The organism is Pseudomonas syringae, from assembly GCF_002157375.1.
Taxonomy (GTDB): domain Bacteria; phylum Pseudomonadota; class Gammaproteobacteria; order Pseudomonadales; family Pseudomonadaceae; genus Aquipseudomonas; species Aquipseudomonas syringae_T.
This window is the reverse complement of the sequence record NZ_MTSA01000014.1, coordinates 115,000-138,500: the sequence shown is the minus strand read 5'-3', so window position 1 is coordinate 138,500 and position 23,501 is coordinate 115,000. Positions and strand designations below refer to the sequence as shown.

At 58.4% G+C, this 23,501-nt stretch carries 25 protein-coding genes; 10 read left to right on the top strand and 15 right to left on the bottom strand.

All coding sequences use genetic code 11. From position 1 onward, the window contains the following. Nucleotides 1–34 precede the first annotated feature (34 nt). The gene (gene clpS / locus BW686_RS18730; RefSeq protein WP_004884680.1) at nucleotides 35–397 is read left to right on the top strand and encodes an ATP-dependent Clp protease adapter ClpS; all 363 of its coding nucleotides are present in this window, start codon (nucleotides 35–37) and stop codon (nucleotides 395–397) included. 30 nt (nucleotides 398–427) lie between these two features. Then, entirely contained in the window at nucleotides 428–2,701 is a 2,274-nt protein-coding gene (gene clpA / locus BW686_RS18725) for an ATP-dependent Clp protease ATP-binding subunit ClpA (RefSeq protein WP_084919008.1), read from the top strand. Between the two features lie 119 nt (nucleotides 2,702–2,820). Here clpA and infA read toward each other — a convergent pair whose 3' ends face one another. The 3 genes from infA to aat form a co-directional block, all read right to left on the bottom strand. Then, entirely contained in the window at nucleotides 2,821–3,039 is a 219-nt protein-coding gene (gene infA, locus BW686_RS18720; protein WP_002553999.1) for a translation initiation factor IF-1, read from the bottom strand. A gap of 101 nt (nucleotides 3,040–3,140) precedes the next feature. Further along, nucleotides 3,141–3,848: an arginyltransferase gene (locus BW686_RS18715; RefSeq protein ID WP_084919007.1), complete on the bottom strand. Its 708-nt coding sequence runs from the start codon at nucleotides 3,846–3,848 to the stop codon at nucleotides 3,141–3,143. Nucleotides 3,849–3,896: 48 nt separating this feature from the next. Continuing rightward, on the bottom strand, nucleotides 3,897–4,586 hold the full coding sequence (aat, locus tag BW686_RS18710; protein WP_084919006.1) for a leucyl/phenylalanyl-tRNA--protein transferase: 690 nt from the start codon (nucleotides 4,584–4,586) through the stop codon (nucleotides 3,897–3,899). Between the two features lie 477 nt (nucleotides 4,587–5,063). On the opposite strand from aat, the gene ftsK reads away from it, so the two are divergent. The 6 genes from ftsK (at nucleotide 5,064) to cysG (ending at nucleotide 12,576) form a co-directional block, all read left to right on the top strand. Continuing rightward, complete coding sequence (ftsK, locus tag BW686_RS18700) at nucleotides 5,064–7,469, top strand: DNA translocase FtsK (RefSeq protein ID WP_084919005.1); 2,406 nt, start codon at nucleotides 5,064–5,066, stop codon at nucleotides 7,467–7,469. 76 nt (nucleotides 7,470–7,545) lie between these two features. Then, nucleotides 7,546–8,169 (top strand): outer membrane lipoprotein chaperone LolA, encoded by a 624-nt coding sequence (gene lolA, locus BW686_RS18695; protein WP_084919004.1) that lies wholly within the window; start codon nucleotides 7,546–7,548, stop codon nucleotides 8,167–8,169. Between the two features lie 18 nt (nucleotides 8,170–8,187). After that, nucleotides 8,188–9,510: a replication-associated recombination protein A gene (locus tag BW686_RS18690; RefSeq protein WP_084919003.1), complete on the top strand. Its 1,323-nt coding sequence runs from the start codon at nucleotides 8,188–8,190 to the stop codon at nucleotides 9,508–9,510. Then, nucleotides 9,510–9,884, top strand: coding sequence for a fluoride efflux transporter CrcB (gene crcB / locus BW686_RS18685; protein WP_003405077.1), 375 nt, complete (start codon nucleotides 9,510–9,512; stop codon nucleotides 9,882–9,884). Before BW686_RS18690 ends, crcB begins: the two co-directional genes overlap by 1 nt. Nucleotides 9,885–9,900: 16 nt before the next feature. After that, nucleotides 9,901–11,181: a serine--tRNA ligase gene (serS, locus tag BW686_RS18680; RefSeq protein ID WP_084919002.1), complete on the top strand. Its 1,281-nt coding sequence runs from the start codon at nucleotides 9,901–9,903 to the stop codon at nucleotides 11,179–11,181. Next, complete coding sequence (cysG, locus tag BW686_RS18675) at nucleotides 11,182–12,576, top strand: siroheme synthase CysG (protein ID WP_084919001.1); 1,395 nt, start codon at nucleotides 11,182–11,184, stop codon at nucleotides 12,574–12,576. Nucleotides 12,577–12,645: 69 nt separating this feature from the next. Here cysG and BW686_RS18670 read toward each other — a convergent pair whose 3' ends face one another. The 6 genes from BW686_RS18670 to tusD form a co-directional block, all read right to left on the bottom strand. Continuing rightward, the gene (locus BW686_RS18670; RefSeq protein ID WP_084919000.1) at nucleotides 12,646–13,644 is read right to left on the bottom strand and encodes a glutathione S-transferase family protein; all 999 of its coding nucleotides are present in this window, start codon (nucleotides 13,642–13,644) and stop codon (nucleotides 12,646–12,648) included. A gap of 108 nt (nucleotides 13,645–13,752) precedes the next feature. Beyond that, nucleotides 13,753–14,754, bottom strand: a complete 1,002-nt coding sequence (locus BW686_RS18665; protein ID WP_084918999.1) for a glycosyl transferase family protein — start codon at nucleotides 14,752–14,754, stop codon at nucleotides 13,753–13,755. Continuing rightward, entirely contained in the window at nucleotides 14,751–15,086 is a 336-nt protein-coding gene (locus BW686_RS18660; protein WP_084918998.1) for a TusE/DsrC/DsvC family sulfur relay protein, read from the bottom strand. The genes BW686_RS18665 and BW686_RS18660 overlap by 4 nt, the downstream gene beginning before the upstream one ends. After that, on the bottom strand, nucleotides 15,083–15,382 hold the full coding sequence (gene tusB, locus BW686_RS18655) for a sulfurtransferase complex subunit TusB (RefSeq protein ID WP_084918997.1): 300 nt from the start codon (nucleotides 15,380–15,382) through the stop codon (nucleotides 15,083–15,085). Before tusB ends, BW686_RS18660 begins: the two co-directional genes overlap by 4 nt. Beyond that, nucleotides 15,382–15,744 (bottom strand): sulfurtransferase complex subunit TusC, encoded by a 363-nt coding sequence (tusC, locus tag BW686_RS18650; protein ID WP_084918996.1) that lies wholly within the window; start codon nucleotides 15,742–15,744, stop codon nucleotides 15,382–15,384. Before tusC ends, tusB begins: the two co-directional genes overlap by 1 nt. Before the next feature lies 1 nt (nucleotide 15,745). Further along, a complete protein-coding gene (tusD, locus tag BW686_RS18645; protein ID WP_084919042.1) occupies nucleotides 15,746–16,138 on the bottom strand; it encodes a sulfurtransferase complex subunit TusD in 393 nt (130 codons plus the stop codon). Nucleotides 16,139–16,432: 294 nt separating this feature from the next. Between tusD and BW686_RS18640 the strand changes: the two genes are divergently transcribed. After that, complete coding sequence (locus tag BW686_RS18640) at nucleotides 16,433–17,734, top strand: MFS transporter (RefSeq protein ID WP_084918995.1); 1,302 nt, start codon at nucleotides 16,433–16,435, stop codon at nucleotides 17,732–17,734. Between the two features lie 15 nt (nucleotides 17,735–17,749). After that, the gene (locus BW686_RS18635; protein WP_084918994.1) at nucleotides 17,750–18,529 is read left to right on the top strand and encodes a substrate-binding domain-containing protein; all 780 of its coding nucleotides are present in this window, start codon (nucleotides 17,750–17,752) and stop codon (nucleotides 18,527–18,529) included. Here BW686_RS18635 and BW686_RS18630 read toward each other — a convergent pair. The 6 genes from BW686_RS18630 to BW686_RS18605 all read right to left on the bottom strand — a co-directional run bounded on the left by BW686_RS18630 (nucleotide 18,515) and on the right by BW686_RS18605 (nucleotide 23,394). Next, on the bottom strand, nucleotides 18,515–19,423 hold the full coding sequence (locus BW686_RS18630) for a LysR family transcriptional regulator (RefSeq protein ID WP_084918993.1): 909 nt from the start codon (nucleotides 19,421–19,423) through the stop codon (nucleotides 18,515–18,517). The two genes, BW686_RS18635 and BW686_RS18630, sit on opposite strands and share 15 nt — an antisense overlap. Before the next feature lie 123 nt (nucleotides 19,424–19,546). After that, complete coding sequence (locus BW686_RS18625) at nucleotides 19,547–19,963, bottom strand: hypothetical protein (RefSeq protein ID WP_084918992.1); 417 nt, start codon at nucleotides 19,961–19,963, stop codon at nucleotides 19,547–19,549. Nucleotides 19,964–20,117: 154 nt separating this feature from the next. After that, entirely contained in the window at nucleotides 20,118–21,383 is a 1,266-nt protein-coding gene (locus tag BW686_RS18620; RefSeq protein WP_084918991.1) for an aminotransferase class I/II-fold pyridoxal phosphate-dependent enzyme, read from the bottom strand. Nucleotides 21,384–21,387: 4 nt separating this feature from the next. Then, complete coding sequence (locus tag BW686_RS18615) at nucleotides 21,388–21,732, bottom strand: AzlD domain-containing protein (protein ID WP_084918990.1); 345 nt, start codon at nucleotides 21,730–21,732, stop codon at nucleotides 21,388–21,390. After that, nucleotides 21,729–22,385 (bottom strand): AzlC family ABC transporter permease, encoded by a 657-nt coding sequence (locus tag BW686_RS18610; protein WP_256898876.1) that lies wholly within the window; start codon nucleotides 22,383–22,385, stop codon nucleotides 21,729–21,731. Before BW686_RS18610 ends, BW686_RS18615 begins: the two co-directional genes overlap by 4 nt. 127 nt (nucleotides 22,386–22,512) lie before the next feature. Continuing rightward, the gene (locus tag BW686_RS18605) at nucleotides 22,513–23,394 is read right to left on the bottom strand and encodes a sugar phosphate isomerase/epimerase family protein (RefSeq protein ID WP_084918988.1); all 882 of its coding nucleotides are present in this window, start codon (nucleotides 23,392–23,394) and stop codon (nucleotides 22,513–22,515) included. Nucleotides 23,395–23,501 lie beyond the last annotated feature (107 nt).

Here is a 23,501-nt window from a genome sequence, read left to right as displayed (position 1 = left end):
AGCTCAATCCGCCCTCACACGAACATTTCTTTCCATGCATGCATTCAGCAAGATTCGACTAACATTCAATCAGGATGGTCCGCAGTCACACGAGGACGACTCGGCAGGCATTGCAGTGCAGGACGCCAAACCGACCCTGCAGGCGCCACCGATGTACAAGGTGGTTTTATTCAACGATGACTACACCCCGATGGATTTCGTCGTAGAAGTGCTCGAGGTGTTTTTTAACCTGAATCGTGAGCTGGCCACCAAAGTCATGCTGGCCGTCCATACAGAGGGACGGGCAGTCTGCGGATTGTTTACCCGTGACATCGCCGAGACCAAGGCAATGCAGGTCAATCAATACGCCAGGGAGAGCCAGCATCCGCTACTCTGTGAGATCGAGAAGGACGGTTAAACGCCGACCACTTGGGTATGAGGTGAAGCTATGTTAAACCGTGAGCTCGAAGTCACCCTCAATCTTGCCTTTAAGGAGGCACGTTCGAAGCGTCATGAGTTCATGACGGTCGAGCACCTCCTGCTGGCTCTATTGGATAACGAGGCTGCAGCCACTGTCTTGCGTGCCTGCGGCGCAAACCTCGATAAGCTCAAGCATGATCTGCAGGAGTTTATCGACTCCACCACGCCGTTGATCCCCGTCCATGACGAGGACCGCGAGACCCAGCCGACGCTCGGGTTCCAGCGCGTTCTGCAACGCGCAGTCTTCCACGTGCAAAGCTCCGGCAAGCGCGAAGTGACCGGTGCCAACGTGCTGGTTGCAATTTTCAGTGAGCAGGAAAGCCAGGCCGTGTTCTTGCTCAAGCAGCAGAGTGTGGCCCGGATCGATGTCGTCAACTATATCGCCCACGGGATCTCCAAGGTTCCGGGGCATGGCGAGCACTCTTCTGAAGGTGAGCAAGATATGCAGGACGACGAGGGCGGTGAAGCATCTTCCTCAGGCAATCCTCTGGATGCCTATGCCAGCAATCTGAACGAATTGGCGCGTCAGGGACGCATCGATCCCTTGGTCGGCCGTGAAAGCGAAGTCGAGCGTGTGGCCCAGATTCTGGCTCGTCGTCGCAAGAACAACCCTTTGCTGGTCGGTGAGGCGGGCGTCGGCAAGACGGCCATCGCTGAAGGTCTGGCCAAGCGCATCGTCGACAACCAGGTTCCTGACCTGCTTGCCAACAGCGTTGTGTATTCGCTTGACCTTGGCGCCTTGCTGGCCGGGACCAAATACCGTGGCGACTTTGAGAAGCGCTTCAAGGCGTTGCTCAATGAGCTGCGCAAGCGTCCTCAGGCAATTTTGTTCATTGACGAGATTCACACGATCATCGGTGCCGGTGCTGCGTCCGGTGGTGTGATGGATGCATCGAATCTGCTCAAGCCGTTGCTGTCGTCAGGTGATATTCGCTGCATTGGCTCGACCACTTTTCAGGAATTTCGCGGGATTTTCGAGAAAGACCGTGCTTTGGCACGTCGCTTTCAGAAAGTCGATGTGTCCGAGCCTTCGGTTGAAGACACCATCGGTATCCTGCGCGGCCTGAAAAGCCGTTTCGAGCAGCATCACAGCATCGAGTACAGCGATGAGGCCCTGCGTGCAGCGGCTGAACTGGCTTCGCGTTACATCAATGATCGCCATATGCCGGACAAGGCTATCGACGTGATTGACGAGGCGGGTGCTTATCAGCGCTTGCAGCCGGTCGAGAAGCGTGTCAAGCGCATCGACGTGCCTCAGGTTGAAGACATCGTCGCCAAGATTGCGCGTATTCCGCCTAAACACGTCAACAGCTCCGACAAGGAACTGCTGCGTAACCTGGAGCGTGATCTCAAGCTCACCGTCTTTGGTCAGGATGCTGCGATTGATTCGCTGTCGACCGCCATCAAGCTGTCGCGCGCGGGTCTCAAATCGCCGGACAAGCCGGTTGGTTCTTTTCTGTTTGCAGGCCCTACCGGGGTCGGTAAGACAGAGGCGGCGCGTCAGTTGGCCAAGGCGCTGGGTGTCGAGTTGATTCGTTTCGACATGTCCGAGTACATGGAGCGCCATACGGTGTCTCGTCTGATCGGTGCGCCTCCGGGCTACGTCGGTTTCGATCAGGGCGGTTTGTTGACGGAGGCCATCACGCGCCAGCCGCATTGCGTACTGTTGCTCGATGAAATCGAGAAAGCGCATCCGGAAGTCTTCAATCTGCTGTTGCAGGTCATGGACCACGGTACGCTGACCGATAACAACGGGCGCAAGGCGGATTTCCGCAACGTGATCGTGATCATGACCACCAACGCCGGTGCCGAGTCCGCTGCGCGTGCTTCGATCGGTTTCACGCATCAGGATCACTCGTCTGACGCAATGGAAGTGATCAAGAAGAGTTTTACGCCCGAGTTCCGCAACCGTCTGGATACCATCATCCAGTTTGGCCGTCTCAGCCACGAAGTCATCAAGAGCGTGGTCGACAAGTTCCTTACCGAGCTTCAAGCCCAGCTGGAAGACAAGCGCGTATTGCTCGAAGTGTCGGAGGCAGCGAGAAGCTGGCTGGCGCAGGGCGGTTACGATGCGGCGATGGGTGCCAGGCCGATGGCGCGCCTGATTCAGGACAAGATCAAACGGCCGCTGGCTGAAGAGATTCTGTTCGGCGAACTGTCGGAGCATGGCGGGGTGGTTCATATCGACATCAGAGATGGCGAGATTACCTTCGACTTTGAAACGACGGCAGAAATGGCCTGACGCTGTAAACCTGTCCCCGCATGAGTGGTTGATGCGGGGCAGGCAACTGGCAACACGGGTTGATAAAACCCGCAAACAAAAACGCCCGGCTTATGCCGGGCGTTTTCGTCAATGCCTGATTAACGGGCGCGGTAGGTGATCCGCCCTTTGCTCAGGTCATAGGGCGTCAGTTCTACACGAACCTTGTCACCGGTCAGAATACGGATGTAATTCTTGCGCATCTTGCCGGAGATATGCGCGGTTACGACGTGCCCGTTTTCCAACTCCACGCGAAACATGGTGTTGGGCAGGGTGTCGACGACAGTGCCTTCCATTTCGAAGCTGTCTTCTTTCGACATGCAGTAAAGCCCTCGGTATACAAATGAGTGGCCCGGTGCAAGTGGCGCCAGGCAAAAGCGGCGTGCATTGTGCCCGAAAAAACCTGTTTAAGCCAAGGGGTTCAGTACAGAGTGACCCATCTTTGATTGGTCAGTAGCTCAATGGGGCGATATTGAGTCTTGTAATTCATCTTTTTGCAGTTCTTTATCCAGTAACCGAGATACACCGCCTGCAGTTCAAGTCTGGCGGCTTCGGCGATCTGCCACAAGATGGCGTAGCGACCCAGGCTGCGGCGCTCTTCATCAGGTTCGTAGAAGGTGTAGACCGCAGAAAGCCCGTTGGGCAGCACGTCCGTGACCGCAACGGCCAGCAAGCGCTGATCGACGCGAAATTCGTAAAACCGCGAGAAAGGCAGGTCTCGAATCAGAAAGGTCGAAAACTGCTCGCGACTGGGCGGAAACATGTCGCCGTCGGCGTGGCGCTGCTCGATATAGCGCTGATAGAGATCAAAATATTCTTGAGTGAACACCGGCTTTGCACTGTGTACCTCAACGTCGGCATTGCGTTTCAGAATGCGTTTCTGCTGCCTGTCGGGCACGAACAGCTTCACCGGAATGCGAGCCGGCACGCAGGCGCTGCAATTCTGACAGTGTGGGCGGTAAAGATGATCGCCACTGCGGCGAAATCCCATGTCCGACAGGTCGGCGTAGACCTGCACATCCATAGGCTGGCTGGGGTCCAGAAACAGGGTCGTCGCCTGCTCTTCGGGCAGGTAACTGCAGGTGTGGGGTTGAGTGGCATAAAATTTCAGCCTTGCCAGCTCTGTCATGATCGCCGCCTAATGGTAAATCCCTACTCATGAGTGTATGCCAGCCTGTCAAACTCGCCTAGATAACCAATCCGCGTCGGTCGGCTGATCCAGATGCTGCGTGAGGTAGCCTGCAAAATCCTGACGAGAAATCGAGCGTGCGCCAAAGCTTTGCAGGTGTCCGGTGGGCATCTGACAGTCAATCAGCACAAATCTCCAAGCCGTCAGGTGCTCCACCAGCGTGGCGAAGCCCACTTTGGATGCATTGTCTGCGCGGCTGAACATCGACTCTCCAAAAAACAACCGACCCATTGCCAGGCCGTAAAGCCCGCCCACCAGTTCGCCCTGATGCCAGACTTCGACACTGTGGGCGTGCCCACGGCGATGCAGTTCGAGATAGGCGTCCTGCATCGAGCCCGTGATCCAGGTTTCGTTGGCGTAGCTGCGCGGTGCAGCGCAGGCCCTGATCACGCTGGCGAAATCCTTGTCGAAGGTCACGCTGTAGCGAGACTGGCGCAGAACCTTGGCGAGGCTGCGGGAAACATGCAGCTCTTCGGGGAAAAGCACCGTGCGCGGGTCTGGCGACCACCACAGGATTGGCTGACCCTCCTGAAACCAAGGGAAACAGCCGTGTCGATAAGCCTTGATGAGGCGGTCTGCCGACAAGTCGCCGCCTGCGGCAAGCAGTCCGTTCGGCTCGCGGAGGGCTTTGTCCAGCGTGGGGAAGTCAAGGCTGTTGCGGTTTAACCAGGTCAGCATGGCATCACGACTTTGCGGAAGGGGAGGGCGCACGGGCCTGCCGGTGCAACTCTATTCGGCAGGCGTGGTCACAAGCGGTTGTCATTATGGCGCGTACCCTGTGCTTTCGGTAGAGCGCATATGCGACGCAAGTGGCGTCACCCTGAAAGTTGCGGGCCGTTGACAGAATCACGTCATAAGCCTTTGTCACAAAACGGAATGCATGCTCAAATTGAACACTGTCGGTAAACATGAAGGCGTGCCCGGTCTTTCCGGGGGTCGGCATACGTCCCAAGTCGGTTTGAGGCGTTTTCGTACAGACCCCGGCAGGTGTAAAGCCGTACAATGCCGTTTTTGGGCGTTATCATTCAAGCGTCTGGCAAGCGGCCTTCCCGGTGCCTGCGATCCCTGTTCATACGGGAGCAGCCATTGCCGTTCGGCCAGCGTTTTTAGTCAATCAACGAGATGTTCGCGCTCCAGCGCAGGAAATAAAGCGTTTTGAAGAAATCCACCCCAGCACCCAGCGCAGTCCCGCTTTGGCGGCAGCAATTGCACTATCGGCTCAAGGAAGGGGCCCTGATCGCCTTTGGCGCTCTGTGCCTGTACCTGATGATGGCGTTACTGACCTACGATCAGAGCGATCCCGGCTGGAGCCATACCAGCAGCAACGCGGCGCAGGTTCAGAATGCGGCCGGGCGTGCAGGTGCGTTCTGTGCCGATATCCTGTTCATGATCCTCGGCTATTTCGCCTACATATTCCCGTTGCTGTTGGCCATCAAGGCCTGGCAAGTGTTCCGGCACCGCCATGAGCCGTGGCAGTGGAGCGGCTGGCTTTTCTCCTGGCGTCTGATCGGGCTCGTGTTCCTGATATTGGCGGGCGCGGCACTGGCGCATATCCACTTTCATTTTTCGGCCGGTTTCCCGGGGTCGGCAGGCGGTGTGCTGGGCGAAGTGCTGGGTGATCTGGCCAAGAAAGCGCTGAATATTCAGGGCAGCACCCTGTTGTTCATCGCTCTGTTTCTATTCGGTCTGACGGTGTTCACCGACCTTTCCTGGTTCAAGGTGATGGACGTCACCGGCAAGATCACGCTGGATCTTTTCGAGCTGTTTCAAGGTGCGGCCAACCGCTGGTGGACAGCACGCGCTGAGCGCAAGCAGATGGTTGCCCAGTTGCGTGAGGTGGATATGCGGGTGCATGACGTGGTGGCGCCTGTTGCCCCCGATCGTCGTGAGCAGGCCAAAGCCAAAGAGCGCCTCATGGAGCGCGAAGTGTCGCTCAGCAAGCACATGACCGAGCGCGAAAAGCACGTGCCTGCTGTCATTGCTCCGGCACCTTCGAAGCCAGCGGAACCCAGCAAGCGCGTGCTGAAGGAAAAACAGGCTCCGCTGTTCGTTGACAGCGCAGTAGAAGGCACCTTGCCGCCGATTTCGATTCTCGACCCGGCAGAAAAGAAGCAGCTCAACTATTCGCCAGAGTCGCTGGCCGCCGTCGGGCATTTGCTGGAGATCAAGCTCAAGGAGTTCGGTGTCGAGGTGTCGGTAGACTCCATTCACCCGGGTCCGGTCATTACGCGCTACGAAATCCAGCCCGCTGCAGGCGTCAAGGTCAGTCGCATCTCCAATCTGGCCAAAGACCTTGCGCGTTCGCTGGCGGTGACCAGCGTGCGTGTGGTTGAGGTGATTCCAGGCAAGACCACCGTAGGTATCGAGATCCCGAACGAAGACCGCCAGATCGTGCGTTTTTCCGAGGTCCTGTCGACGCCGGAATACGATAATGCCAAGTCGCCGGTAACGCTGGCGCTGGGGCACGATATCGGTGGCAAACCGGTCATTACTGATCTGGCAAAAATGCCCCACTTGCTGGTGGCAGGTACAACTGGTTCCGGCAAGTCGGTGGGTGTGAACGCGATGATCCTGTCGATCCTGTTCAAGTCCGGCCCGGAAGACGCCAAGCTGATCATGATCGACCCGAAGATGCTTGAGCTGTCGATCTACGAAGGCATCCCGCACTTGTTGTGTCCGGTTGTAACCGACATGAAAGACGCTGCCAACGCGTTGCGCTGGAGCGTCGCCGAGATGGAGCGCCGCTACAAGCTGATGGCGAAAATGGGCGTGCGTAACCTGTCTGGTTTCAACCAGAAGGTCAAAGACGCCCAGGATGCCGGAGAGCCGCTGGTCGATCCGTTGTACAAGCGCGAAAGCATCCACGACGAAGCACCGCTGCTGACCAAACTGCCCACAATCGTGGTGGTGGTCGATGAGTTCGCCGACATGATGATGATCGTCGGCAAGAAGGTCGAAGAACTCATCGCGCGTATTGCCCAGAAAGCCCGTGCTGCCGGTATCCACCTGATTCTGGCCACCCAGCGTCCGTCGGTGGATGTCATTACCGGTCTCATCAAGGCCAACATCCCGACGCGCATGGCGTTTCAGGTGTCGAGCAAGATCGACTCCCGGACCATCATTGATCAGGGTGGTGCCGAGCAGTTGCTGGGTCATGGTGACATGCTTTACATGCCGCCCGGCACCAGCCTGCCGATCCGTGTACACGGTGCCTTCGTTTCCGATGAAGAGGTGCATCGTGTGGTGGAGGCCTGGAAACTGCGCGGTTCTCCAGAGTATAACGACGACATCCTTGCGGGCGTGGAAGAGGCCGGTAGCGGCTTCGACGGCGGCAGTGGCGAGGGCGGTGAGGACAGCGAGAGCGACGCGCTTTACGATGAAGCGGTGAAGTTCGTGCTTGAAAGCCGTCGCGCATCGATTTCCGCCGTACAGCGCAAGCTCAAGATCGGTTACAACCGCGCCGCACGAATGATCGAGGCAATGGAAATGGCCGGTGTCGTAACCTCGATGAATACCAACGGATCGCGTGAAGTCCTGGCCCCTGGCCCTGTTCGCGACTGAGTTCTATCACCCCGGATTGCATCGGCGGCGTGCAGTGCGCGCCGCCGTACCATCATCGACTCCAAAGAGGAATCCCATGCGTCTTATCCGCATGCTGTTGGCCACCGCACTGACCTTCTCCGTGATCCCCGCCCATGCCGACAGCAAGGACGTGGCCCGTCTGACGCAACTGCTGGAAAAGTCCCAGACCCTGAGCGCGCGCTTTTCGCAGTTGACCCTGGACGGTGGCGGGACTCAATTGCAGGAGACTACCGGTGAAATGGCGTTGCAGCGTCCGGGCCTGTTCAACTGGCACACCGATGCGCCTCAGGAACAGTTGATGGTCTCTGACGGCAAGAAGGTCTCGTTGTGGGACCCGGACCTGGAGCAGGTCACTATCAAGAAACTCGATCAGCGTCTGACCCAGACGCCGGCATTGCTGCTGTCCGGTGATGTGTCCAAAATCAGCGAAAGCTTCGATATCACCGCAAAGGAGGCGGGGGGGGTGATCGACTTCGTGCTCAAGCCCAAGACCAAGGACACGCTGTTTGACAGCCTTCGCCTGTCGTTTCGCAACGGCATCATCAACGACATGCAGTTGATTGACAGCGTCGGTCAGCGAACCAATATCCTGTTCACAGGCGTCAAGGCCAACGAGCCTATTGCCGCCAGCAAGTTTCAGTTCCAGATTCCCAAGGGCGCTGATGTCATTCAAGAGTAAAAGGGCCTATTCCTGATCATGGATCTGTTCAGCCGCGAACCGATAGCTCAGCCTCTGGCTGCACGTTTGCGTGCTACCAATCTGGACGAATACGTTGGTCAGGAGCACGTGCTCGCACAGGGCAAGCCTTTGCGCGAGGCGCTGGAACAAGGCGCTTTGCACTCGATGATTTTCTGGGGGCCGCCGGGTGTGGGCAAGACCACCCTGGCAAGGCTGCTGGCCAAAGTGTCGGATGCGCATTTCGAGACTGTTTCTGCGGTGCTGGCGGGGGTCAAGGAGATTCGGCAGGCGGTCGAGGTTGCCAGGCAGCAGGCCGGCCAGTATGGCAAGCGCACGATCCTGTTCGTTGACGAAGTCCACCGTTTCAACAAGTCGCAGCAGGATGCGTTCCTCCCGTACGTTGAAGATGGCACGCTGATCTTCATTGGTGCGACCACCGAGAACCCTTCGTTCGAGCTCAATAACGCCCTGCTGTCCCGAGCCCGTGTCTACGTGCTCAAGAGCCTCGACGAGGCGGCGCTGCGCAAGTTGGTCAATCGCGCGCTCACCGAGGACCGCGGGCTGGGTCAGCGCAAACTGACCCTGAGTGACGAAGGCTTTGCGATTCTGATGTCAGCCGCTGACGGTGACGGGCGGCGCATGCTCAACCTGCTGGAGAATGCATCCGATCTGGCCGAGGACGGCAGTGAGATTGACATCGAGTTGTTGCAGAGCCTGCTCGGCGACAGTCGGCGTCGCTTCGACAAGGGGGGCGAAGCGTTTTACGACCAGATATCGGCGCTGCACAAATCCATACGCGGTTCGAACCCCGATGCAGCCCTGTACTGGTTCGCGCGGATGATCGACGGTGGCTGCGATCCGCTGTACCTCGCTCGTCGTGTGGTGCGCATGGCCAGCGAGGACATCGGCAATGCCGACCCGCGTGCGTTGCCGTTGTGCATGTCGGCGTGGGATGTTCAGGAGCGCCTTGGCAGCCCCGAAGGTGAACTGGCAGTGGCGCAGGCGATTGTCTATCTGGCTTGCGCGCCTAAAAGCAACGCGGTCTACATGGCATTCAAGGCCGCCATGCGCGAAGCCGGCGAGCACGGGTCTCTTGAGGTGCCGCTGCACTTGCGCAACGCGCCGACCAAGCTGATGAAGCAACTCGGTTATGGCGAAGAATACCGATACGCCCACGACGAGCCGGACGCCTACGCGGCAGGCGAGGACTATTTTCCGGACGAACTGGCACCGCGTCAGTATTACCAGCCAGTGCCTCGCGGCCTCGAGCTGAAGATTGGTGAAAAGCTCAGGCACCTGAGCGCACTGGACGAGGCCAGCCCTCGCAAGCGGAGAAAGTGATGATTCAAACCATTCTTGCGGTGTCGATTGCCGGGATCGCTGGTACATTATTGCGATTCGCCACCGGCACCTGGGTCAGTGCCAACTGGCCGCGTTATTTCTATGCGGCAACGCTGGCCGTCAACATTGTCGGCTGTCTGATTATCGGTGTGCTGTACGGCCTGTTTTTGTTACGCCCGGAAGTCCCCATCGAAATTCGTGCCGGCCTTATCGTCGGTTTTGTAGGCGGTCTTACGACCTTTTCATCCTTTTCACTGGATACGCTGCGCTTGTTGGAAAGCGGGCAAGTACCGCTGGCTCTGGGCTATGCCGGTATCAGTGTATTCGGCGGGCTGCTCGCGACCTGGGTTGGCCTGTCCCTGACCAGACTTTGATAGACGAGAGAACGATATGCTCGATTCCAAACTGTTACGTACTCAACTTCAGGACGTAGCGGATCGCTTGGCTTCCCGTGGCTTTACACTGGATGTGGCTCGCATTGAATCGCTGGAAGCCCAGCGCAAGGTGGTGCAGACCCGCACCGAACAGTTGCAGGCCGAGCGCAATGCACGTTCCAAGTCCATCGGTCAGGCCAAGCAACGGGGCGAAGACACGGCACCGTTGATGGCAGACGTCGAGCGTATGGGCAACGAGCTGAGCGAAGGCAAGGTCGAGCTGGACGCGATCCAGTCCGAGCTGGACGCGCTGGTGCTGAATATTCCGAACCTGCCTCACGAGTCAGTGCCAGTAGGCGCCGATGAAGAAGGCAACGTTGAAGTGCGTCGCTGGGGCACGCCGACCGCCTTCGATTTTGAGGTCAAGGACCACGTCGCGCTGGGCGAAAAGTTCGGCTGGCTGGATTTCGAGACCGCCGCCAAGCTGTCCGGCGCGCGTTTCGCCTTGTTGCGCGGCCCCATCGCGCGCCTGCACCGCGCACTGGCGCAGTTCATGATCAACCTGCACATCAACGAGCATGGCTACGAAGAGACCTACACGCCTTATCTGGTGCAGGCACCTGCGCTGCAAGGCACGGGTCAACTGCCGAAGTTCGAGGAAGACCTGTTCAAGATCTCGCGCGAAGGTGAAGCCGATCTGTACCTGATCCCGACGGCTGAAGTGTCGCTGACCAACATTGTGTCCGGTGAAATTCTTGACGCAAAACAACTGCCGCTCAAGTTCGTTGCCCACACGCCATGCTTCCGCAGCGAAGCCGGCGCATCGGGCCGTGACACGCGCGGGATGATTCGCCAGCACCAGTTCGACAAGGTCGAGATGGTCCAGATCGTTGCGCCGGACGACTCGATGGCCGCCCTGGAATCGCTGACCGGCAACGCCGAGCGTGTTCTGCAGTTGCTGGAGCTCCCGTACCGTACGCTGGCGCTGTGTACCGGCGACATGGGTTTCAGCGCTGTGAAGACTTACGACCTGGAAGTGTGGATTCCGAGTCAGGACAAGTACCGCGAGATCTCTTCGTGCTCCAACTGTGGTGATTTCCAGGCGCGTCGCATGCAGGCGCGCTGGCGCAACCCGGAAACCGGCAAGCCGGAGCTGGTCCATACCCTCAACGGTTCCGGGCTGGCAGTGGGCCGTACACTTGTTGCGGTGCTGGAAAACTACCAGCAGGCCGACGGCTCGATTCGTGTGCCGGATGTGCTTAAACCGTACATGGGTGGCCTTGAGGTCATCGGTTAAATGGAGTTTCTGCCGCTGTTTCATAACCTGCGTGGCAGCCGGGTACTGGTGGTCGGTGGCGGTGAGATTGCCCTGCGCAAATCCCGCCTGATCGCTGATGCCGGGGCGGTGCTGCGCGTGGTCGCACCGGAAATAGAAACCCAGTTGCGTGAGCTGGTCGCAAGCAGCGGCGGTGAGTTGATCCTGCGTGGTTACAGTGAAAGCGACCTTGATGGCTGCGTGCTGATTATTGCCGCGACGGACGACGAACCACTCAACGCTCAGGTTTCCCACGATGCCCGGCTGCGTTGCGTGCCGGTCAATGTGGTGGATGCTCCGGCGCTGTGTACCGTGATATTTCCCGCCATTGTTGACCGTTCGCCATTGGTGATCGCCGTGTCCAGTGGCGGCGACGCGCCGGTTCTCGCGCGTTTGATCCGTGCCAAGCTGGAGACCTGGATTCCCTCTACTTATGGGCAACTTGCCGGGCTTGCCGCGCGTTTTCGTCATCAAGTCAAAGGCCTGTTTCCGAACGTGCAGCAGCGCCGCGCCTTCTGGGAAGAGGTTTTTCAGGGGGCCATTGCCGATCGCCAGCTGGCCGGGCAGGGGGCCGAGGCCGAGCGTCTGCTGATTGCCAAGATCGCGGGTGAGCCGCCTCCGGAAACCGGTGAGGTCTATCTCGTGGGGGCTGGTCCCGGTGATCCCGACCTGCTGACTTTCCGTGCCTTGCGCCTGATGCAGCAAGCCGATGTGGTGCTGTACGACCGTCTTGTGGCACCGACCATTCTTGACCTGTGCCGTCGCGATGCCGAGCGTGTCTATGTCGGCAAGCGTCGTGCAGAGCATGCTGTTCCTCAGGAACAGATCAATCAGCAACTGGTTGCCTTGGCCAAACAAGGCAAACGGGTCGTGCGCCTGAAAGGTGGCGATCCCTTTATCTTCGGTCGTGGTGGCGAAGAGATCGAAGAGCTGGCCGCGCACGGTATTCCGTTTCAGGTGGTTCCAGGCATTACCGCTGCCAGTGGTTGCGCGGCGTACGCGGGCATACCGCTGACGCATCGTGATCATGCGCAGTCTGTGCGTTTCATCACCGGCCACCTGAAAAACGGTACGACAGACCTGCCGTGGTCTGATCTGGTGGCGCCCGCTCAGACGCTGGTGTTCTATATGGGGCTGATCGGTTTGCCGATCATCTGCGAGGAACTGATCAGGCACGGTCGTTCTGCCGATACGCCGGCGGCGCTGGTTCAGCAGGGCACTACCGTCAATCAGCGGGTGTTCACGGGCACCTTGGCCAACTTGCCGCAGATGGTTGCCGAGCATGAGGTTCATGCGCCCACGCTGGTGATCATCGGTGAAGTGGTCAAGCTACGTGAGAAGCTGGCCTGGTTCGAAGGCGCTCAGGCGACGCTCTGATGCCTGAAGGGGATAGCCCCCGTTCAGGGCTATCCGGCTTTCCAGCTATTAGCCTTCGCGGGCAGGCGCCTATTGGCTCCAGACACCCTTTCCGGACAGCCGCTCACGATCATGAGCGGCTTGCAGGTCAAGTGCAGGCCCCTTTGGAATGATGCCGGTCGGGTTGATGGTGCGGTGGCTGCCGTAGTAGTGGCCTTTGATGTGCTCAAAGTCCACCGTCTCGGCGATGCCCGGCCATTGGTAAAGCTCGCGCAGCCAGTTGCTCAGGTTTGGATAGTCCGCAATGCGCCGCAGGTTGCATTTGAAGTGGCTGTAATACACCGCATCAAAGCGAACCACGCTGGTGAACAGGCGGATGTCGGCCTCGGTCAAGTGCTCGCCGGCCAGATAACGCTTCTCACCCAAGCGCTTTTCCAGCGCATCGAGTTCGGCGAATACATCGTCAAAGGCGTCTTCATAAGCGCCTTGCGACGTCGCAAAACCTGCCCGATACACGCCGTTGTTGACGTTCGGGTAAATCTGCTCGTTGAGTTCGTCAATGGTCGGCTGTAACGCCGGGGGGTAGAAATCCAGCGTATTGCCGGTCAGTTCGTCGAACGCGGAATTGAACATGCGGATGATTTCCGCCGATTCGTTGCTGACGATGCGTTGCTGCTGTTTGTCCCACAACACCGGAACCGTGACCCGGCCCGTGTATCGAGGGTCATCGGCCGTGTAGCGCTGGTGAAAGAACTGAAAATCATCCAGTGCATCGCCGCTGGAGCCTTTCTGCTGATCGAAGGTCCAGCCGTTTTCCAGCATCAGCCAACTGACAACTGAAACATCTATCAGATTTTCCAGGCCTTTCAGCTTGCGCAGAATCAGCGTGCGGTGGGCCCAAGGGCACGCCAGTGACACGTAAAGGTGGTAGCGACCTGCTTCGGCAGCAAAGCCACCTTCACCGGAAGGCCCCGGCTGCCCGTCCACGGTCACCCAACTGCGGCGCTGAGCATTTTCGCGCTGGAAAGCGCCGTCTTTGCTGCTTTCATACCACTGGTCTTGCCAGCGTCCTTCGACCAGAAGGCCCATGTCTGACTCCCGTTGCTGAGTGATGAAACTTGGAGGTCAGCTCAGGCGCATCAGTTCGATCTGAAAAGCGCAGGATTATGGACCTTGGTCATCGCCGCAGCCGATAAGTCAGAGGGTTTTGTCGCGGCGATCCCAGAACACGTGCGCCTGCCGAAACGCCTCCTCACGGACGACGCCCAGACCGCGCAGGGCAAGTGCCATGGTCGAGATCAAGGCCAGTTGCGGGTAGCTGTCCTCTGTTTCACCGCGCCACAATGCTAGCAGTTGTTGCGGATCCAGCGTTGCCGGTTTGACATGGCGACGCGGGGAGAGCGCTGGCCACTCCTCGTCCCACGGCTGACCGCCGGTGGTGCCGTACAGATGGCTGATGGTGTCGGGGTTGATCTCGATTTCGCCGCCGTCACCCTTGACCACGATGGCGTTGTCGCCCAGCAGACTGCTGGCATCGCGATGCACGCTTTGATAGCCCGGATGAAAGATGCTTTGCAGGCCACAACGGGCCTGCAACGGGTTGAGAATGCGCGCCAGTGAGTGGATCGGCGAGCGCAGGCCCAGCGTGTTGCGCAGGTCGATCATGCGTTGTAACTGCGGTGCCCAGTCCGCGAGCGGTATGAACGCCAGGTTGCCTTGCTCGAGCGAGGTGCCTACCGATGCCCAGTTGCGGCACAGCGGGATGTTCAACAGACCCAGCAACTGCTCGGTGTACAGGCGGCCCGCCGTGTGTGCGCCACCGCCATGCAGGAGGATCTTCACGCCGTTCTGCGCCAGGCATTTTGCGGCCAGCAAGTACCACGGCAGATGACGCTTTTTGCCGGCATAGGTCGGCCAGTCGATGTCGACCGGTATGGGCGGGGCATTCAGACGCTCACGCAGCGCTTCGGTAAAACCTGCCAGTTCCTCGGGGCTTTCTTCCTTGTGCCGCAGCAGCATCAGGAATGCGCCGAGCTGCGTGTCCTCGACCTTTTCATCAAGCAGCATGCCCATCGCCTCGCGTGCTTCTTCGCGGGTCAGGTTGCGCGCGCCGCGCTTTCCTTTGCCCAGAATGCGGACGAAAGGGGCAAAGGGATGTTCTTCTGGCGTTTCGGTCACCAGTGGGGCGTAATCGGTCATATGCAATTGGTCGGCTTTGGCAGGCCCGCCAGCTTGGCGGCAAGTTTGGCGGGGGTGCCATTGAACAGGCGATTGAGGTGCAGGCTGTTGCCTTTTTCCACGCCCAGCTTGAGCGCGGTGTATTTGATCAGCGGCCGGGTGGCGGGCGAAAGCTGAAACTCGTCGTAGAAATCCCGCAGCAACTGCAGAATCTCGCTGTGTTCGGCGCTCACGACAATGCCTTCCTCGGCAGCCAGTGCATGAGCAACGTCCATTGACCAGTCGTTGAGGTCCTTGAGAAACCCGTCCTTGTCCAGCTCGATGCTGCGTCCTCCAATGATCAACTGTTTCATAACCAGGTATTGACCTTGTCGAAGCGCAGCGACAGTTCCACGAAAGTCGGGTAGTCGATGCTGTCTATGCCAGGCAGAAGCGTCAGGTTGCGCGCCTTGATGTCTTCATCGAGCGCAAACAACCTGGCGGAGCCGATCAGCGTTTGCAGGGTCTGCAAGCGAGCGCCGGAGAACAGCAGTGCATAAGTGGCGTCGCCACACAGCAACAAACCGTCCTCATCGCCCAGCAGGCTCATGCAGCTGTCCAGGCGATTGTCGTCAAAGGGGGAGTGGGAAAGAACGTGCAAGGTAGCCATCAGATCGTAATCACCTCGTCATAGCGGTCAAAAAGTGCCGACAACCCGGACCGGGCTGGCAACTGATTGATCTCCTCACTCAGGGTGCTGGTGGCAATACCGCGCTCTGCAAGGCTTTGCCCGCAGGCATACAAGTCTTCGACGCCAAACATCGACAGGGCCTTCAGGTTTGCGGTCAGGTCCTTCTGCTGCAAGGCTGTCGGTGCTTGTTGTGGCAACAATTGAAAAACGCCGTCATCCATGAACAGCAGGCCGACCGGCAGATCGAATGCACCGCCCGCCAGCACGATGTCCAGCGCTTCACGGGCGCCGGGACCGGACCACGGCGACTGCCGGCTGACAATCAATAATGATCGGGGCATTTCACGGTCCTCCGAAGCAGATAAGGCGATCAGCCGATTGCACCGCATCGTGCAACTGGCCCAGCCCAGACAATTCCCACGGCTCATGCAGATTCGCCGCTGGCCGTTGGTAACGTTCGGTTTCCTGGCTATCGAGCACGCCACGACGCAGTGCGGCAGCAATGCACACCACACCGTCCAGGCTGTGCTCGGCGATGAAATCACGCCATTGCAGCGCTATATCCTGTTCATCCTGTGGTGTCACGACATTGGCCGAAGCGCTGTGAACGCCGTCCTGATAAAAAAACAGCCGGACAATCTCATGGCCGCCGGCGAGCGCAGCTCTTGCGAACAGCAGAGCACGCCGAGAGGAGGGCGCATGCGCGGCGGAAAAAAGCGAAATGGCGAATTTCATGATCGACTCTGCCAACAAAACATGAGCAATGATAAAGAATTCATGAGCGTGCGTGTGGCTTTGCCGCGAAAGTGCATGACGTTTGCCTGGCTGGCGCCCGCGCCGATGCGCCGCACGGCACGCTCAAGGTCAGATGCAGAGGCGAGCAGCCTGTGCGGATCAGCGTTCGGCTGATATATAACGGTTGAACATCAATCCATGAAAATATAGCACTTATCGTTTCAAAGTGTGTCCGGCAGACTCCTCGATCACAAGCGCTGACAAGCACTCTAATAAGATCGCTGGAGAATAAACATGAACGGCTCATCCCTTCATAAAACTGCGTCCGCCCGGTCCCGGGCCGGCGCGGTATTTCGCGTCACCTCAGGCAACTTCCTCGAGCAGTTCGATTTTTTCCTGTTTGGCTTTTACGCCACTCAAATCGCCGCTGTCTTCTTCCCCGCGACCAGCGAGTTCGCCTCGCTGATGATGACGTTTGCAGTCTTCGGTGCGGGCTTCCTTATGCGTCCACTGGGTGCTTTGATTCTCGGTGCCTACATCGATGACGTGGGGCGCCGCAAAGGTTTGATCGTGACCCTGTCGATCATGGCCAGCGGCACGCTGCTCATTGTGTTGGTGCCCGGCTACGCGAGCATCGGGCTCTGGGCACCGGCGCTGGTGTTGATAGGGCGTTTGCTACAAGGGTTCTCGGCCGGAGCCGAGCTGGGTGGGGTGTCGGTTTATCTGGCCGAGATGGCCACGCCGGGTCGCAAAGGCTTCTACACCAGCTGGCAATCCGGCAGTCAGCAGGTGGCTATCGTCGTTGCTGCTGCCTTGGGGTATGCCCTTAATCAGTGGATGGCCCCCGCGGCAGTGGCCGATTGGGGCTGGAGGATTCCGTTCGCCATCGGCTGCCTGATCATTCCGTTCATTTTCCTGCTGCGTCGCAGCCTTCAGGAAACCGAAGAGTTCGCCACCCGCACGCACCGGCCAAGCATGCGCCAGGTGTTTGCGACCCTCTTGCAGAACTGGCGCGTAGTGGTTGCAGGCATGCTGATGGTTGCGATGACGACAACGACGTTCTATCTGATCACCATCTACGCACCCACGTTTGGCAAAACCGTGTTGAACCTGAGTACTGGTGATGCGCTGCTGGTGACCTTGCTGGTCGGTGTGTCCAATTTTGTCTGGTTGCCCATCGGCGGCATGCTGAGTGACCGTTTCGGGCGCAAGCCACTGCTGGTGGCAATGACGCTGCTGACCATCGTCAGTGCTTACCCCGCACTGTCCTTCCTCGCTCAGGCGCCCAGCTTCGGTCACATGCTGGAAGTATTGCTGTGGTTCTCGTGCCTCTACGGCTTGTACAACGGCGCAATGATCCCCGCGCTGGCTGAAATCATGCCGGTAGAAGTTCGTGTTGCCGGATTCTCTCTGGCCTACAGCCTGGCGACGGCGGTTTTTGGTGGTTTTACCCCGGCCATATCGACCTGGCTCATCCACCTGACCGGCGACAAGGCCGCGCCTGCTTACTGGATGACGTTCGCTGCAGCGTGCGCGCTGGGCGCGACACTGGTGCTGTACCGACACATTTCAGCCCGCCCGCAATTGGCTGTGTAATCAAGGAAAATGAAGATGAAATCATTGCATAAACATCAACTGGCACTGCTGTTTCTGGGCTGTGTTGCAGTCAGCGCCGCGGCTCAGGCCGAAGAGCTCAAGGTCATGACCTCCGGTGGTTTTACTGCCGCCTATTCGCTGCTCGGTCCTCAATACGCAGCGTCTTCCGGTGACACGCTGGAGACCATTCTCGGCCCTTCGATGGGCAAGGCACCCGAGGCTATTCCCAATCGCCTGGCCCGGGGCGAGCACGCCGATGTGGTGATCATGGTGGGTTATGCGCTCGACGACCTGATCAAGCAGGGCAAGGTGGATCCGGCATCGCGCGTCGAACTGGCTGATTCGCGCATCGGCATGGTCGTGAAGCAGGGCGCAGCCAAGCCCTCGATCGCAACCGACAGCGAGCTGAAAGACACGCTGCTCAAGGCCCGGTCGGTCGCGTACTCGGACAGCGCCAGTGGCATGTACATCGAAAAAGAGCTGTTCAAGAAACTGGGCATTCAGCAACAGCTTGCGCCGAAAAGCAAAATGATCGAGCGCATTCCGGTCGCCTCGGTGGTTGCCAAAGGGGACTACGAACTGGGCTTTCAGCAGGTTGCCGAGTTGTTGCCGATCCCCGGCGTGACATTCGTGGCGAAGATTCCGGAAGACGTCCAGTCGATCACACGTTACGCGGCAGGCATTCCGGTCAATGCGGAGCATCCGAAGCAGGCCAAAGCCTTGCTGGAGTACCTCGCATCGCCCAAAGCGCAGGCCGCCGTGCAGTCGACGGGTCTGGATTCAGTTCCCGACTGATCGAGACGGCATTCTTCTGACCAGCCGTTCCAGTTCCAGGGCGGCAGGTGTCAGCGTTCGGCCCCGACGTTTGATCAGCCCTACGTTACGGACCACTTCAGGCTCAACCAATGGCACGCTCACCAGAAACGGGTGAGCGGTCATCGGCATGGCAATCGAAGGCACCGCTGCCACGCCCAGCCCGGCCTCCACAAGACCGATCATGGTCGTGACATGCCGCGTTTCGCAGATGCTTTCCCGTTGCGGGCGTGAGGACATCAGTGCCTGATCCAGCACCAGCCGGTTACCTGAAGTAATGTCCAGGGCTATATAGTCGAAGCGGTACATCTCGTCCCAACTGACACTTTGCCGTGTCGCAAGCGGATGATCGCGACGGCACGCCATCACGTAGTGCTCCTGCAAAAGCAGTTCGAAGTCGACCTCCGGCGCCAGGTTGCCGCTGAAACTCACCCCGAAATCTGCCTCGCCCAAGGCAACCGCGCTATTGACCTCGTTGGCGCTGGCGTCCATGACCTTGATTCTGATTTTTGGAAACAGCTCGTGGAACGCGCTGATGACCTGCGGCAGGAAGTAGTAAGCCGCTGACGGCACGCATGCGATGGTGACATTGCCCATCCGGGTGGAGCCGACCTCGCCGATGGTCATCAAGGCGATGTCCAGGTCGTCCAGAATTCGCTCGACCTGAGGCAGAAAGGCGCGGCCGACAGTGGTCAGGCTGACCTTGCGCGTGGTGCGTTCGAACAGCTTCACATTCAGTGCGGATTCGAGCTTTTCTATGCGACGACTGAGGGCCGGCTGGGTGATCTGCACAGTGTCCGCTGCCTTGCGGAAGCTGCCATTCTCGACCACGGCGCGGAATGCCTGGAGGTCGTTGAGATCAAAATTGATGGGCATTGCGAGACCGGATGATTAATACGTGATGAACATCAATATATCAGAGCGAGCCGGTCTGGCCTCGATGAGATTTGCCCGGCACGTGCCCGGTCCACCGGTTTGCCACGCCCCGCAACGCGTCAATCAGCAACCAGCGTCGCGCCCTTCATTGGCATGTTGCGCGTCTGTTATCAGGTGCGGTTGAACCAGACGAATACGCCGCTCGACATGATAAGCGCCGTCATCGTTGTGGCGCAGGTAGATGCGCCGGCACTGGTCGCACTGCCAGACGGTGGATTGGTTGTAAGGGTAATAGCGAGGAGCTATCGGAGCGTCAGGCGACCAATAAAGCGTGCCCTCGGGGTGATATTCATCGATGGTCGCTTCTTCAGGTGAGTACTGCGCCAGCGTTCCCAATTTTTTGAACGCCTCTTCATGATAGCCCACTGGCCAACTGCTCCAGCCCGCGAGATCCCGCTGAAGGCAGCTACAGTCAGTGGGTGCAGCCGATGACGGTGTGGTCAGCGCGAGTAAGGCCTGAGCGTCCATGAATGAGTCCATTTCGAGTATCTCCTGGTGGAAAGCCTGCTGGGAGCAGGCTCGCATGGTACTCCAGGTCGCCGTCGTTGCTCGACAATCTTCTACCGGTTTTCTGGCCCGCTGTTGCACCAATGGCACTCGATAGCCCTTTTCAAATGCAACACCTGCCGCAGCGCTAGCCTTTAGCCTTCTGTTCGGCGCAGGCAAGCAGTACCGAGTTGGCGATGACTTCGGCCGCCTGGTCGATCTGTGCAAGGTTGAGGTAGGAGGGCGCGATTCGCAGATGGCGTCCTGTGGTATCCAGGCCGTGACAATGGGTCGCTCCCGCCGGGGTCATTTTCACCCCTGCCTGCGCAGCAATCGCAACCACGCGTCCGGCCAGCCCTTCGGGCACCAGAAGCGAGATGAAGTAGCCGCCAAGCGGTGTTGACCAACTGACGCCCGAAATACCCCCAAGTTCTCGACTGAAGGTGCGCAAGACTCGATCAAACTTTGAGCCGAGAGACTGGCCATGGCGCTGCATGTGTGCGATGAGGTTTTCTGGCGTCTGAAAAAACATCAGGTGCCTGACCTGATTGACCTTGTCTGGGCCAATGGTTTTATGTTGACGGCATGCCAGCCACCAGCGAACGGTCTCAGGGCTGCCTCCAATCATGGCGATACCGGCGCTCGGAACGACCATTTTCGACGTCGATGAGAACATGATCGGACGGTCAGGGTTGCCATTGCTGACACATGTTTCGTAGATATTGCTTATTTGCGGACCCGGCATGTCAAAATCGTGGACCGCGTAGGCGTTGTCCCAGAATAACTTGAAGTCCCGAGCCGCCGTTGTCATGCGTGCGAGTCGGCTGACCACCGCCTCGCTGAAGGTCGCCCCATTGGGATTGGCATGCCTGGGCACACACCACATGCCTCGCACGTTGGGGTCGGACGCGACAATCCGCTCGACTTCATCCATGTCCGGGCCATGTTCATTCATGGCGACGGGGATCATCTCTATCCCGTAATACTCACAGATTGAAAAGTGGCGATCGTAGCCAGGCTCCGGGCAGATAAAACGGACCTTATCGGCTTTGCCCCAAGGCGATGTGCCGGGAAAGCCTTTGATCCATGCATGTGCAATGGCTTCGTGCATCAATGACAGGCTGGAATTCTCGCCGATAGCAATCTGATCACCCGGGAGGTTCAGCATGACGGGGCCGAAGAGGTCACGCACTTCCTTGACGCCCTGAAGCCCGCCGTAGTTAAGCCAGTCCTGGCCATCAGCAGATGCAAACTGATGCGTTCCCGGAAGGCTGAGAAAGTCTCGCGACAGGGATATCTGCTCTGGCGAGGGCAGCCCTCGGGTCATGTTGATGGGGTCGAGGCGCTCGCAGAAACGCGTGTGTTTTTCTTGCAGCGTCTGGAGGTCAGGCAGTGGTGGGCAGGTGCTGGGCATCGTATCAAACTCCTGTAAGAAAGGTCATGGCGATGAAAAAGCCAAGGCAGATAAAGAGGGTTTTGAATACGCCTCTGAACCGTGCAGCGATGAACACCGCGAGGCAAAGAGTTGCCAGCTTGAGCAGCACCGTGTGATTGCTGAAATGGCCCATCAAGTTGCTGTAATACGTTTCGCCCAGCAACGCGGAGTAAATGATGCCGCCCATGACGCCAAACGCCGCGTAGTTCAAAAAGCGGTAGATGAGCCCGTCGGACGCTATCTGGAGTTTGTGAAAGACCAGGATGGGAAGGGCACGCAGTGCGTAGGACCCGACCGACGCGATGAGGATAATCGTCCAGTTATTCATTTTGCGTTCCGTTCAAACAGTTCGTCCCAGAGCAGCAGCGCGCCACCCAACACAAAAGGGACCACGAAGATCTGGTATTCGTGAAGGTAGCTGCCAACGATAGGGGTCAATATGAAGCCAGCAATCGTTGCAATCAGCGGTTTGAGCTTCGGCCATGCCAGTGAAGCAAGTACGGTGAAGTGGATGGGCAGAATCACGCTGATGACCGACTGCATGAAGGGGTTTTGCTCTCCGCTGATCCAGAACCCGAGACCGGTTGCGATAATTGCGATTGTCAGGGTGCTGATGCCGCAGCCGAGGTAGTAGTCGTAGATGTCGGCGATCTTGTCTTTTCTGGCATTGGACAGGGTAAACGTTGAAATCGAGAGCAATTGCGCCGAGAGCAACGCTTTCCACAGCGGCACGCCCTTGAAATGCTCTGTCAGTACGGACGACATGATCAGAAACCGGAAGTTGACCACCAGGGTGGTGAACAGGATCGACATGATCGTGAGGTTTTCGCCATGCTGGGCAATGAACACCTGCAGCGGCGCGGCATGCACCGTAAAGGTCATGGTCAAAGCCTGAAGCCCGTTGAACCCGGCGTCCCGACAGGCTGCACCAATGGAGAAAAACAGGAACATGAAGGTCAGGCACACGGGGAGTGAGTCCACACAGCCTTCAGCGAAGGAGCTACGGGGGCTTAGACGCCGGCTGCCGGATGACGGTGTGGACGATAATGGATTGCCCATAAAAAACCTCAACGCCGACGACGGTGTTACCCGTCGTCAGCACTTCATATTATCGAGCGGAGGACGCTACGAGTTGGTTGAGAAAGTCGACGCTGCCGCGCAGGGTGCCGCCGCGCGTTTCAAAGCCCACCATGCCCTTCCAGCCGGTGTACTGGATGGCATCCACCAAGCCTGTGAAGTTAAGGTTGCCACGGCCCAGCGGGAAATGTGAATCCCGGTCGCCGTTGTTGTCACTGAACGACATGCCGACCACCCGAGGGGTGAACTTCCAGAAGAAGGAGAGGGGATCACCTTCGTTCACGTAAGCGTGTGATACGTCCAGGAACATGTGCAGACCGGGCACCGAATTGAGCACACGCTCAACTTCGTCTTCCGTGGTGCAAATGTAATAGAACGGATGAAAACGGGTGTAGTTACACAGGTTCTCCAGCCATATCTCCACACCGCGCTCTTTGCCGTAGGCGACCAGTTCCTGAAGGTTTGCAATGAGGCGCTCCAGGCCTTTCTCGCGGGCTTCCTTGACCAGACGCGGCTCCACAACGCCGCCGCCGTGAACGATAAGAGGCGCGCCGCCGAGTGCTGCGCATATATCGACTTCTTGCTTGACGTAAGCCAGCGCCGCTGCAGCGAGCGCATCGACGTCGCTGCCCAGCGGGGCTTTGAAGTTGCCATGAAAGATCGGTTTCAACCCGGTGGCGTCGATCATCTCGTTCAGCGCAGCAATGCGCGCCGCGGTGAAGTCGGCCGGACGCTCGCCTTCCAGGCTACCGTCGATGTACCAGTGGCTATAACCTTGTTCAAGTGCGGTCTGTAACCCGGCTTCTGCACTGAGGTAGTCCTGGAGTGCAGTAGCGGTCATGAACCCCGGCCAGGTCTCCGGGCCTGAGAATTCGACGGCATCACGTTTGGGCGAATCAATCACGGTTTCCATGTGTCTTCTCCACAGTCCAATTGTAGTTATTATGAAATGAGGTAAAGCCTTATCGCCGGTCTGCATGAAGGGACAGGCGCCAGGCGATGTACAGATCATCTACCAAT